The 12853-nt window shown below is 28.3% G+C and carries 13 protein-coding genes; 5 read left to right on the forward strand and 8 right to left on the reverse strand.

All coding sequences use genetic code 11. The annotated features are described in order from the left end of the window. Positions 1 to 67: 67 nt before the first annotated feature. The 4 genes from ABNT65_RS20465 to ABNT65_RS20480 form a co-directional block, all read right to left on the reverse strand. Positions 68 to 820, reverse strand: a complete 753-nt coding sequence (locus ABNT65_RS20465; protein ID WP_348702696.1) for a LytTR family DNA-binding domain-containing protein — start codon at positions 818 to 820, stop codon at positions 68 to 70. 1 nt (position 821) lies between these two features. Then, positions 822 to 2846: a histidine kinase gene (locus ABNT65_RS20470; RefSeq protein ID WP_348702697.1), complete on the reverse strand. Its 2025-nt coding sequence runs from the start codon at positions 2844 to 2846 to the stop codon at positions 822 to 824. A gap of 72 nt (positions 2847 to 2918) precedes the next feature. Beyond that, positions 2919 to 4010 carry a hypothetical protein gene (locus ABNT65_RS20475; protein ID WP_348702698.1) on the reverse strand — a complete coding sequence of 364 codons (1092 nt, stop codon included), beginning with the start codon at positions 4008 to 4010 and terminating at the stop codon, positions 2919 to 2921. Between the two features lie 4 nt (positions 4011 to 4014). Beyond that, positions 4015 to 4230 carry a hypothetical protein gene (locus tag ABNT65_RS20480; RefSeq protein ID WP_348702699.1) on the reverse strand — a complete coding sequence of 72 codons (216 nt, stop codon included), beginning with the start codon at positions 4228 to 4230 and terminating at the stop codon, positions 4015 to 4017. A 221-nt stretch (positions 4231 to 4451) separates the two neighbouring features. Here ABNT65_RS20480 and ABNT65_RS20485 point away from each other — a divergent pair, with 221 nt between their 5' ends. The 5 genes from ABNT65_RS20485 to ABNT65_RS20505 all read left to right on the forward strand — a co-directional run bounded on the left by ABNT65_RS20485 (position 4452) and on the right by ABNT65_RS20505 (position 7651). Further along, a complete protein-coding gene (locus ABNT65_RS20485) occupies positions 4452 to 5108 on the forward strand; it encodes a hypothetical protein (protein WP_348702700.1) in 657 nt (218 codons plus the stop codon). Between the two features lie 47 nt (positions 5109 to 5155). Beyond that, positions 5156 to 5686: a hypothetical protein gene (locus ABNT65_RS20490; RefSeq protein WP_348746757.1), complete on the forward strand. Its 531-nt coding sequence runs from the start codon at positions 5156 to 5158 to the stop codon at positions 5684 to 5686. Positions 5687 to 5734: 48 nt separating this feature from the next. Beyond that, positions 5735 to 6187 carry an HAD family hydrolase gene (locus ABNT65_RS20495; protein WP_348702702.1) on the forward strand — a complete coding sequence of 151 codons (453 nt, stop codon included), beginning with the start codon at positions 5735 to 5737 and terminating at the stop codon, positions 6185 to 6187. A 137-nt stretch (positions 6188 to 6324) separates the two neighbouring features. Beyond that, entirely contained in the window at positions 6325 to 7107 is a 783-nt protein-coding gene (locus ABNT65_RS20500; protein WP_348702703.1) for a fatty acid desaturase family protein, read from the forward strand. Between the two features lie 4 nt (positions 7108 to 7111). Then, on the forward strand, positions 7112 to 7651 hold the full coding sequence (locus tag ABNT65_RS20505) for a cupin domain-containing protein (protein WP_348702704.1): 540 nt from the start codon (positions 7112 to 7114) through the stop codon (positions 7649 to 7651). Positions 7652 to 7675: 24 nt separating this feature from the next. Here the strand turns inward: ABNT65_RS20505 and ABNT65_RS20510 are convergent, their stop codons facing one another. The 4 genes from ABNT65_RS20510 to ABNT65_RS20525 are packed head-to-tail and all read right to left on the reverse strand — an operon-like array spanning position 7676 to position 12790. Next, complete coding sequence (locus ABNT65_RS20510; protein ID WP_348702705.1) at positions 7676 to 9868, reverse strand: PepSY domain-containing protein; 2193 nt, start codon at positions 9866 to 9868, stop codon at positions 7676 to 7678. A 12-nt stretch (positions 9869 to 9880) separates the two neighbouring features. Beyond that, entirely contained in the window at positions 9881 to 10372 is a 492-nt protein-coding gene (locus ABNT65_RS20515) for a DUF2271 domain-containing protein (protein WP_348738201.1), read from the reverse strand. Positions 10373 to 10396: 24 nt separating this feature from the next. Beyond that, complete coding sequence (locus tag ABNT65_RS20520; RefSeq protein ID WP_348746758.1) at positions 10397 to 11890, reverse strand: ankyrin repeat domain-containing protein; 1494 nt, start codon at positions 11888 to 11890, stop codon at positions 10397 to 10399. Positions 11891 to 11893: 3 nt separating this feature from the next. After that, positions 11894 to 12790 (reverse strand): DUF6607 family protein, encoded by an 897-nt coding sequence (locus tag ABNT65_RS20525; protein WP_348738159.1) that lies wholly within the window; start codon positions 12788 to 12790, stop codon positions 11894 to 11896. Positions 12791 to 12853: the final 63 nt, after the last annotated feature.

Below are 12853 nucleotides of genomic sequence, written 5' to 3' on the forward strand. Positions count from 1 at the left end.
AAAATCATGTTTAAAATACTAAAATAAGGAAAAATTAATAAAATTTTAACATTAACAATGAAATATTTTATCTGAAGCTTTGAAGAGCTTCAATAACCTCATTTCTTTTTCTAACCGAGACAGGAATTGAGCTATTATTAGTTAAAACAATATAACCACCATCTGATTTTATGAACTCTTTGACATACTGTAAGTTAATTAGGTGGCTTTGATGGACTCTTAGAAAATCATACTCACTTAAAATGTCAGAAAAATATTTTAGAGTTTTACCAACTAATAATTTTTGTTGGTTTTTCATATAAAACTCTGTGTAGTTATTGTCAGATTTACAATGAATAATATCGTCTAAATCTACAACCATGATTTTATCAGAAGTATGTAAAGAGATTTTTTTAGGACGTTGGTTTGGGTAGGTAATAGAATCGTGTAAAACAGATAACTGTTCTTGATTAGGTGATAATTGTTGTTTTGCTTTGTGAATAGCATTGTCTAAATCATCATTTGAATATGGTTTTAAAACGTAGTCAATGGCAGCAAATTTGAATGCTTTTATAGCGTACTCATCACTAGCAGTAACAAAAATAACTTTAGAAGATAGGTTAGGGTGAATTTCTAATACATCAAATCCAGTACCATCTCCAAGCATGATATCTAAAAATAAAATATCAGGTTGTTTTTTTCGTAAAAGTTTAGAAGCTTCTACTACACTTTTAGCAGTTCCTATGATGTTAATTTCTGGGTGATTTACAGTTAAATCATTTTCAAGCATTTCCAGCGCGGAACGCATATCATCTACTAAAATAGCGGTTAACTTTTGCATGTTAAAAATCTGTTTTTAAAGGTATTTTAAACCAAACTTTAGTTCCTTTTACCATTTTACTTTCTAAAAGTTCTTCTAATTTTAAGGAAGAGTTTGTGTGCAAACTTTTTATACGTTCTTCCGTTACTGTGATAGCTAAAGAATCGTGTTTCGTTGTTTTAGAATCTTTTTTAGCGTAGTTTATACCTACGCCGTTATCAATTATTTCACAATGTAAAAAATCCTTTTTATTATAAAACTTCAAAGTAATTTTTCCATCAGCTTTGTTTTTAATACCATGTTTAATACTGTTTTCAACAAAAGGTTGAATAAGCATTGGAGGAATTAAAACTTCTTCGGTATCAAAAGATAACTCGGTATTAATTTCATAAGAAAAACCAAGTCTACTCATTTGCTGTTCCAATTCAATGTAATTCTTCAGGGTATTTATTTCTTCAGATAAACTTACTTCATCTTTTCTAGAAGTATTTAAAATAGCTCGTAATAAATTAGAGAATTTACTAATGGTATTATTAAGTTCTTCCCTTTTACCAGAATTACCTAAAGCTTTTACACCATTTAACACATTAAATATAAAATGCGGATTCATTTGCAATTGCAAGGCTTTTTGTTCCAGTGTTAATAGATGGTTTTCTAACTCTAGTTTTTCAATCTTTGCTGCATTTTTAGCTTTTAAACGTTTTAAGTAATTAAAAGCATAGAGTCCAATTATAGATAGTAGTATTCCAGCAAGTGTCCATTGAAACCATGCTTTTTTATATAGTGGTTTATCAATATAAAATTGAAATTGAATGGGTTTACTTTCTTGTTGGTTAATAACTTTTGATTGTACAGCAAAAGTATAATTCCCTGCTTTTAAGTTGGCTAGATTTACAGTGTTGTTACTAGACCATGGACTGTACTTGTCATTTAATTTATAACGATAAAAAACCTCTTTAGGGTTGTTTATATCCACAGATTTATAAGTAAAAGCAATGTGGTTTTTATCGGAAGGTAATTGTAGTATTTTATTGTAATTATTAAGGTTAATACTATCAATAGTTTTATAAACTACTTCAATATCTTCAAAAGAAATAGATGGTTTGTATGGAGTAGGAGGTTGCTGATCTTTTAATTTAAAAATACCATTATCATTAGTAGCAATCCAAATATTTTGTTGATGGTCTTGAAAAATGTCAGTGATTTTATTACTTCTTATGATATTGTATTTGTTAATTTTTTTAGAGAAAGAAAAATTATTGCTAAGTACTTCAATTCCATCGGTATTGGAATAAATCCAAAACATGTTTTTAATTTTTTTAATCCCTTTAATATGCTGTGTAGAAGAAGTAATGGTTTTTAGCATATTACTGGTAATTACTTTAATACCATTATTTAAAGTAGTAGCAATAACTCTGTTGTTATCTATTAAAATAGCGGTATAATTACCTGTACCTATTCTTTTTAATTTTTTAGGATTAAGTAAATCATCTATTTTCCATAGTGCTTTCTGTGTAGCAACCCAATAGAATTTACCATCAAACTGAATATCATTAATAGCCGTTAAATCTATTTGAAAGTTAGTGCGAAGTGGAGAAATAAAATCTTCACGTAAACGATAGATTCCTTTTTGTGTTCCTATAAAAATATGATTGTTAATTTTTGAAATGCAGTTAACACGTTTACTATCAAAAGAAGTAAGTTTATTACTTGATTTTATAAAAAGTGTGTTTGGTGAACCTATAATCAAGCTATCTTTAATAGCATATAGTTTGGTAATATAATTTGCTTGAATTTGCTGTTTTTTACCAAACAATTTAAAATCATTACCGTCATAGCGTATTACTCCTTTATTAGAGGCAAACCATAAATATCCTACACTATCTTGAACAATACCATTAATAGTATTGCTTAAAAGACCTTCTTTTTTATTAAAATGTTGTGTTGTATATTCTTTAACAGTATGCTGTCCAACAATATTTTGCGCTGTTAATAAGGAAGAAGAACAAACAGCAAAGCATAGCAAAAAGTATGTCAAAAACTTCATAAAACAAACTTAGTTAAATTAACCGTTATTAGAAATAAAAGAGAAGCTTATTCTAATAACGGTTTTAAAATTTTACATTCTTGCATACAAACGTTTATTTGAAGTTTCAGGTTTTACATGTTCTAAATCGCCATATGGTTTTGTAATTGGTTTTAAAACACATAACACAGTTGATAATCCTTTTATAACTAGGGTGTTATTTTTTACTTTCCAATTCCATCTATATTTATCTACAGGGATTTTTAATTCGTTTACCTTTTTCATTAAATCCTCATCATTAGCAATCCAATCCATGACTTCTTCTTGCATGGTAAAAGAAGGAATTTCTTCATCTGAATTATCATAGTTAAACTCAAATTTAATAGGAACATTAAATTGTGTAGTGTATGGCTCACCTATATATCTTTCTTTTTCATTAGTTAAGGCAGAAAACCATTCAATTTCATCTTCCTTAGGATATTTTCTAGCTATTTCTTTTGATAAGTCCACTTTACCAGGCGAGTTAGCGGTTGGATAAAATACATAATAAGGCTTTGCTAAATAATGATTGGTAAATTTTCCTCCAAAAACTGTAAAATAAGGAGAAGCTACCAATTGCGGAACTTTGTCTGTTATAAATGCACTTTTAAGTGTGTTTACTAGCTCTGTGTCTTTTGCAAACTGATTACCATGTAAAATAATTTTAGACGTTTCAGCAATTACACTTTTTAAAGAAGGTAAATTACCGTCATTCATTGACTTTTGTAACGATTTACTAGTAATTCTGTCTCCATTTACAGTAGTTTCTAAGTCCATACCTAACCAAGGGTTACTTTGGTTTACAATATGAATTTCACCATAAGGGTTTTTAGAAGCATTACTGTTTAACCATTGAATAATTTCTTCTAACGAATAAGCGTTTTCAATTATTTGATAATCTTTTCCTTTAAAATACGTTTTAGCGCTTGCATAGTAATTATTACTTTTCTTATCGTACCCAGTAATAAATACTACAGGTTTTCTAAAGATAACATTACTTTCTTTGTCATTAACAACACTCATAGCAGTTTCATTAGCAGGTGTAGTTTCTTTTTCAGCTTTTTTACTATTAGTACAGTTGAAAAATGTTCCGGTTAGTAATAACAATCCCATTGTCATTCCTAAAGTTTTGATTGTTCTTTTCATAAGATTATTGTTTTAAGGTTATCACTAAGTTTTTATCTGTTTCAAATCCATTAGAATACCTGTTTATAATATTGCACAAGTTTCTATCTGTTTTCCAATTTCCGTTTTCTTCTTTTTCAATTTTAGCAACCTTCCCACTTTTGTTTACATGTATTTTTAATTGTTTGTGTTTTTGTAAATACATGTTTAGTAGTACTGAATAGTTGTTTTCTAAACTCATGATTTGTTGTTTTATACGTCAAAAGTACTATGGGAATACAGTTGGATTTTGGAGTAATTAGAATTCGTTGGAGATAAATTAGAATTCGTATGTTTTAGTTATTAGTTCTTAATTTTTAATGTTGAGTTTTTAGTGTTTTTAATTAACTTTACAAGCAAAAATTGCAAATAATTATAGACAACATGCTGCAGATTATTTGGTTAAATCTTAAATAGCTTTACATGGAATTATTAAATACTATAGAAATTGAGCCTTGGGATTATACAGAAAACGAATATGAATTCCCAAATATTTCCCGAGATAAGAGCCCTGAAAAATGGAGTGAATTTTGGTATAAATGTATTTCGGATAGTAAGCTTCAAGATTTTAAACCTGTTGAATTAGGGTCTTATTTGGTTGATATAGAAACTGTAAAGGATTCTGAACTGAAAATTATACTTAAAAATAAATTAAACGAAGTTGACTTATCAAATTATCAAGAATATGTTGGTCAAATAATAGGGGGAATTGTGATTAAAAATAAAGGAAAAGTAATCATTGAACCTACTTGTTGTGGAGATTTATCTAATATACAGAATTGGGAAGAGATAGAAAAAACTGAATTAAATAAATGGACGCAATTATGGGTTGGTCATCCTTGGTTATTTTATAAACGAAATAATGATACTGTTTCATTTTCAGAATATACCGATTTTAGTCTTGAGGACTTTAAGGGTATGTCAGAGAAATTTAAACTTTCTGAAAAAGAACTTTTTGCTGAGATTCGCTCAGTAAGAAAAGGTTTAAATAGATTTGAAAACAGAATAAAAAAAGCTTTGATAGAAATGGGAATTGAAAACTCTGATAAAATAGCTAAGTTAATGACTGGAAGTAGTTAAAAATAGACTACTAAAAAAGGTTAGATTGAGGTATGAAAAATAAAATATTGGTACTTATAATTACTATTCTAATTTTAGGATGTAATCAAAAAGCTGAACATAAGAAATCAAAATTTAAAGTTGCTCGTGACTATGTAGAATTTACATCTAAGATGGAAGAAAATGATACATTGAATATTGAAGTGATTTTGTCAATGTGTACATGGCGAGAAAGCGATCAATTACAAATAACAAAATCAAATAACAGTATTTATATTCAATTAAAAGAAAAACGTGTGATGAATGATAAACCTTTGCATTTTAAAAAAGTTGTTTATGATTTAAAAAATGATTCACTTAATTTAGAAAAAATGATGATTGATTTTGATATTAATTATCAAGAAGATATTAGTAGTCCTTTTTTTATAATTGGAAATACCAAAGAAAAAAATAAGGTTTTTCTAAGAACTACAGGACTAGGAAATCGTGGATATAATATTGAAAAGTATCAAAGAATAATGGCCAAGTTATATCCAAAAGAAATGGCAAAGTACAGAGAAAAATATTTTATGCCATCATTGTTAAACGAAATAGAATGATATTTATGTTAAATAAATGAAGGATTATGATAAAGGATGTAAGTTAATATGGACATAAGTTTTGATTTAGACAGTACATTAATTCCAAATGGTAAGGAGTTTGAGGTAGAAAATAGGGGTAGAATAGCTAAGCTTTTAGGAATTGAAGAACTAAGAAAAGGAGCTCCTGAATTAATTGCTGATTTACAAAAAAAAGGATATAAAGTTCATATTTACACAACGTCTTTTCGTTCAAAAATAAAAATAAGATTGACTTTAAAATACTACGGAATTAAAGTTAAGAGAATTGTTAATCAAACAGAAAATAGAAAGGTTTTAAAATCCCAAAATATTAAAGCATCTAAATACCCACCTGCATTTGGTTTTGATTTACATATTGATGATTTAAAAGGTATTGGTGTTGAAGGAAGGAAATTGAATTTTAAAACACTAATTATTGAACCAACAGATAAGAGTTGGAGAGAGAAAGTTAAAAAACATGTTTCAACAAGTATAGGTTGAAAATAAGAACAACCTATTTAATAAGTTTATATGTTTACTTACAATAGGCTTAACCAATATTAGATATCTTTGTTTAATCAAAAACGGTGTTTATTTGTTAAGTATAGCTAATAAAAAATCTTTAAATTGTAGAGATAATGACACATGAAGAAGTTTTAAAAAAAGTTGAATGGAAAGATTTAAAAAGACTTTCTTTAAAAGAAATGCTTATAGAAAATAACCTAACAATACCATGGGTTTTATCTTCTTGGGTTTTTGCTTATTTTGAGTATTATTGGTTGGCGCTACCCTGTTCTGCATTTTTCTTTTTAACAGGATTAAGACAAGTACATAACGGGTTTCATAATTCTTTAGGAACAAGTAAGTTTTTAACCTGGTTGTCGCTTTATATCAATAGTATTTTAATGATGGCATCAATTCATGCCGTAAAATTTAATCATTTAAGACATCATAAATATTGTCTGTCTGAGGAAGACCAAGAAGGAAAATCAGCACATATGACTTGGTATGGAGCTATTCTTTATGGTCCTGTTCATCTGTTTAAAATTCACCAAATTACTTGGAAGATAGGAAGCAGAAAATACAGAAAAAATATGTTTATAGAGCTACTGTCTATTTTAGTTTTTACTTCAATTGTTATTTATTTCAATATTCATTGGTTAGTATATCACATAATAATCATGATAATAGGAGAGTTTTTAATGGCTTTTTTTGCGGTTTGGACGGTACACCATGATACTGAAGATAATCCAAAATTTGCCAGAACGCAAAGAGGAAATTGGAAAAACAAAATAACGTTTAGTATGTTTTATCATTTAGAACATCATCTATTTCCTGCTGTACCAACTATTAAATTACCAGAATTAGCAAAAAGAATAGACGAAGCGATTCCTGAAATAGATAAAAAACAGACCTTTTAGCTAAATGAGGTATAAAAAAAGTGAGTTTTCTAATTCAGTAATAAAAGACCGTATAGAAGTAATAGAAAACTCAAAGCATATATTAAGATTTAGAACTTTTTTAGAAAAAGGAGGAGGACAAAATCAACTGCATTATCATACGAAAATAAACGAAACATTTAAAGTAGTACAAGGAGAGTTAAGCGTAGTACTCAATAAAAAAGAAAGTATTTTAAAAGCAGGTAGTAGTTATACTATTCCTGCGAGTACAGCTCATATGTTTTACAATAATTCTAATGAGCAGGTGATTTTTGATGTAGAGATTTTAAATCCTCAAAAAATGATTCACGGACTAAAAATTATGTATGGATTAGCTAATGAAGGAAAAATAAATAAAGAAGGGCTTCCTAAAAATATATTTTATTTGACAATAGCATTGCATATGATGGATACCTTTTCACCTAGAATTCCATATTTCATTCAAAAATCGGGTATATTAATACTAGCTAGTTTAGGCAAAGTTTTAGGGATAGAAAAACGATTGATTGAAAAATATTCTGTCTAAAACTTTGTTTCTTTTTTAGAGGTATTAATAACAATCCGTTTTTATTTGTTGCTTCTTTTTATAAAAATCTAAGGGTTTATTTAATTCGGCTAGCGTAATGTTTTCTATAACCCTAAAAGTAGCATTCATCATCGCAACGGAGCCACAAATCATAATACAACCATTATTTTTTAAGGTGGAAACAACAATTTCACTATGTTGTGTTATAAGATCTTGCACATATACTTTTTCTGCATTTTCTTGTGAATAAGCAATATGTACATCCTGCAGCTGCTTTTTACGAATACTATCTTCAATTAAACCAGCGTAAATTTGGTAAGAAGCTTTATTTCTTCCACCCCAAAAAAGATACTTTTTACCAATACTGTTGGATTGAAGCATTCCTAAAAAAGGAGCAATACCTGTTCCATTAGCAATAAATAAGACTTCTTTTGCCTTTTTTGGATAATGAAAATCTTTATGTGTATGAATGTTCCCTTGAATTTCATCTTCCAGTTTTAATCGACTTAGGTAATTAGAGCAAATGCCAAATTCATGTTTTTTTATACTTAATAACAAATCGTTTTCAATTTTACCGATAGAATACAAACGTTCAATATTATCTTCTTTAGGATAAATAGACAATAAATCACCAGAAGTAAATTTGGTTTTGTTTTTAGGGGTTAATCTGACTAAAAAAGTTTGATCGTTATTTAACTCTGTTTTATCAACTACTATAAAAGGTAGTTGCTTTTTTATTTTTTTTAGAGGTTGTTTTATTGGTAGCTCTGTATGTAAAGCTTTACTTAATTGAATTCCCCAATTTTTAAAAGCATCAAAAGATTGATTATTAATTTTGTAAAGTGGTAAAATAGGAGAGAAACTTGTATGATGAGCGAATATATTTTCTACCTCTACAGCAAATTTACAAAATTTTGGATAAGCCATAGAACCAAATCCAACTACAGCATATTTAATAGGATTTACGGGGTTTATGTTTTGAAATTGCTTTAAAAATTTTTTAGCATTGATTGGTGGTTCGCCTTCACCATAAGTTGCTGTAAGTACTATTAAATGTGTACATTTATTGTAGTTAGTATAGTTGTTTAAAGCATCAATAAAAACAGTTTTATTTTGTGTTAACAAAGCTTCGTATAATGCATTAGCAAAAGAATAGGTGCTTCCAGTTTCTGAGCCTATTAAAATGACATACTCAGCAATGTTTTTTTTGTATTTGTTCTTAGGAATAAAGTTGTTTTTACGCCTCTGAAAAGTCATAGCAAAACCTGAGTAGATAAAAAACAAAATACCAATACAAGATAATAGTAAGATAATAGACCAAGTAATACTTCCTTGTCCTGTATGCAGTATAAGACTTAAATTAACCAATCTTTTTGAAAGCGAAATTTCTTGAGAACTCAATACAGCACCTGTGTACTGATGTATTAAAAGTTCCTTGTTGTTTAATTTTAAAAAGAAGTAATCTTCTTCATCTTCAGAAAAAGGAAATTCTATACTTTCTAGCTCTTGAAGAGAAATGTTTTTAAAAACAGGAAACTCAAAAGGTACTATTTTTTTGGAATCATTAGTATGGTTAAAGTTTAGATTATGTTTTGTTTTATGAGAAGGTAAAAGAGAAAATTTATCTAAGGAAAGATAGATACCAGTTACAGTAATAATAATAATAGGTATTAATGTATATCTGCCAATAATGATGTGATAGTATTGTTCAAAATTTTCTTTGACTACCTTTGAAAATAACTGTAAAAATCCACCTTGTCTTTTGGCTATTAAAATAAGACCAGTAATGGCTATTAAGCAAAGTAAAAAAGAGGTAAATCCTACTATAAATCTACCTGTAGATTTTAAAAATAAAGACCTATGTAAGCTAGTAGCAAACTTATATATTGGTTTTTTCTTTATTATTTTACCTAATTTTTTACCAGAAAGAGGGTCAATATAAAAAGTAGCATTTTTACCTTCTTTGGTAATAACCGAAGCAGTAATAAAATCATGGTGATCCTTTTTAACAGAAACAACAGCTTTGTATTCTTTAGTTAAAGCACTAATAGTATTTGCTAAAGAAATAGATTGTGTGTTACCAATACTATAAGGAGTTGTTTGGTGTTCAATAGGTTCAAAAGCTAAAATAATTCCAGTTATAGAAGCTATAAGTATAAAAACGAAAGAAGATATAGCCAGTGTTAAATGGCTATACCTCCAAATAGAAATGGTCATTTTTGTTAGATATTATTGCGGCATTAAACGTATGTAGCGTATAAAGCCTTTTCCTTCCATTTTATTTTTAATATTTTCAGAAGTAAGGTCAAATTCAATGTCATCTTTGTAGTATTCTTGATCTTCAACAGCAGATTCGAACCTGATTTTATATCCATTATCTATTTTATTGTTATCAATATTTAACAAACTTACAGTTCTGTTACCACCACTAACAGTTGCGCCAGTAATAGCATCAATATCTCTACGAACTTTACCTTGGAATTGCCACCATTCAGTGATATCAGAATACCAATCTTCATCATCTCCTTGTACATATAACGTTTCTACGTATTCTCCATCTTTCAATAAAGAAATAACAATATAGGCACCTTCACCAGAATAATTTTTCATTTGAATCATGCACTTGTATGTTTTACTATCACTTATTTTAGTAAAACCATACAAGCAAAAAACGGTTGCTAGTAGTATAAAGATTCCTTTACTTAAATTTTTAACTTTCATCATCTTTCTTGTCTTTTAATAATATTATTTTAAAAATACAATATCTTCATTTTTTAAAAGCTCATTTTCTTTCGCTAAATCATGAACAGACTCGCCAAAATTAGTCGTAATAGATTTATCTGCGCCAGCATTTAACAGATATTTTATAGTATTGGTATCTTTAGCTTGCATAATCGCTTTATGTAATGCGGTTAATCCATCTTTATTTTTAGCGTTAATATCAATACCTAATTTTTGAACTTCTTTTAAAAGCTGAATGTTATTTTTATCAATAGCTACATGTAATAATGAGTTGTTATTGTTTTGTGTAGCTTTAAGGTTTACTCCTTTTTCTTTTAAAAGGTTTAGTTTCTTCTTAAACTCTTCTGCTTTTTTAAGAGAATAGCTATTCACTAAATAATATCCTAAAGAGTTTCCTTTAGTATCTTTAGTATTTACATCAGCATTGTTACTTATTAAATAGTCAACCACTTCAAAAGAATTTCTTTCTACAGCTGCTGAAAGCGCTGAAACTCCTTTTTTATTTTGCAGGTTAATATCAGAAGTTTTAGAACTTAATAGTTTAATAATATCTAAAGAGTTTCTGCCAGCTGCATTGATTAATGGAGTATTACCATTTTTATCAACTTGGTTAACATTTACACCTTTATTTAAAAAGTAATTGAAAGTAGCGATGTTTTTATTTCCGTAAGCAATATTATGTAAAGGCGTCTTTCCGTCTTTACTGGTAATATTAGGATTAATCCCTAAACCTTCCAAGTATTTAAAAAATTCAAGTGAATTGTACCCTTTTCTAGATCCTTTTGTAGCTAATAAAATCGGGTTTTCCCCATTTTTATTAACATTTTTATACTTAAATCCTTTTTTAATAAGAATTTCAAGAAGTTTTTTATTTCCCTTTTTTGCCACATAATTAAAAGCACCATTACCATTTATGTCAGTACTCTGTATACTTAACTCTTTAGAAGTGAAATAATTTATAAGATCAAAGTTCTTTAAATGACCAATAAGTAATAGTAAAGCGTTAGCACCTTTTTCATCTACATCATTTTTAATATCAATACCATTTTCAATACATAAATCATAGATTTCAGTATTGGTTTGCCCAGTTGCAGCAGCAAAGGTTAAAGGTGAATATTGATGAGAATCTTTTAGATCCATTCGAGCATTTTTAGCAATTAAATGCTTCATTAAAGGAACATTGTTTTTATAAGCAGCCCAAAAAATGTACGTTCTTTTATCATGAGTTAATTTGTTAACACCATTTCCTTCTTTAGTTAAAAGATGTTTAATAACCTCATTAGGTGCTTTTTCAAGTATTGCATAAACTACAGCATCAAATCCATATCGATTCAATGCTGTAACGCTATTGCCTTCAGTTATTTTCTGTTCTACTTCTGCAATAGATGGATTTGTTTTCCAATAATCTCTCTGTAAAAAAATATTGCTTTCTTGTGCTTGAATACTAACAGTTAAAAATAGCAGCACAAGAACTAGTTTGTAAATAGACTTAAACATTGTTTATTTTTTTACGAAAGACTCAATAATTTCATTAATGGCATCTTCTTGGTTTACTTCTTCAGCAAAAAGATGCTTGTATAAAGCCTTATTTTTAACTTTTTTCTCTAAAAGTAATTTAGAATTTCTTCCATAAACCTCTTCCCATTTATTTCTAACTATTTGCCATTTATTAGTATTCTTTTTCCACCACTCTTGAGCAGCTTTACATCTATTATCATCAACTTTTACGTAAGTGTTGTAACCTTTTTCATGAGCTAATACAAAATCATCTTCTCCTTTTTTACGAATAACTTTCTTATTGTCTTGGTCGTGTAACCAACCATAATCAGTAATTTCATGTCGGTTACCTCTAACAGTTACATTATAGTCACTTCTTTTAGTATACTCTCTTCTTGGTAATGGAGCATCAGTAGTGTTTTCCCAATAACTTTTACCATCTATATGTACCCAAGAACCAGAACCTTCATATCTAGGGCTATCATCTACTTGATATACTTTTTGAGTCCATTGTTTTTTTACAGCTGATTTAGGTTTGGTTTCGTATAGCCATTCATTATCTCCATTGTACATGTAAAAATCTGTGTTTTGATATACCCAGTCTTGACGCCAATGTTTTACAATACTAGGTTTAGCAGGGTTACCAACTTGTAATAAATGTTGGATAGAAACTTTATTGGTTTCATCTTCTATTAAACCTGCCCATTCTAAAGCTTTAGCTACTTTATTTTTTGAAGGCTTATATAAAGAATCTTTACTATAGTTAAAAGTTTCAGCAAAATTGAAAGTTACTTCAAAGCAACCACACATTTTTTTTATCGCTTCTTTATCCTTTTTTTTCTGTGCATTTATAGTTACTGAAGACAGTAATACTAAGCTTCCGACGATTAATTTTTTCATTTTGTTACTCTTTAAGTTTTAATATTTCGATGCAAAAATATAAATTTTATTTAGATTGATTTA

This window comes from Tenacibaculum sp. 190524A02b, assembly GCF_964036645.1.
GTDB classification, from domain to species: domain Bacteria; phylum Bacteroidota; class Bacteroidia; order Flavobacteriales; family Flavobacteriaceae; genus Polaribacter; species Polaribacter vairaonense.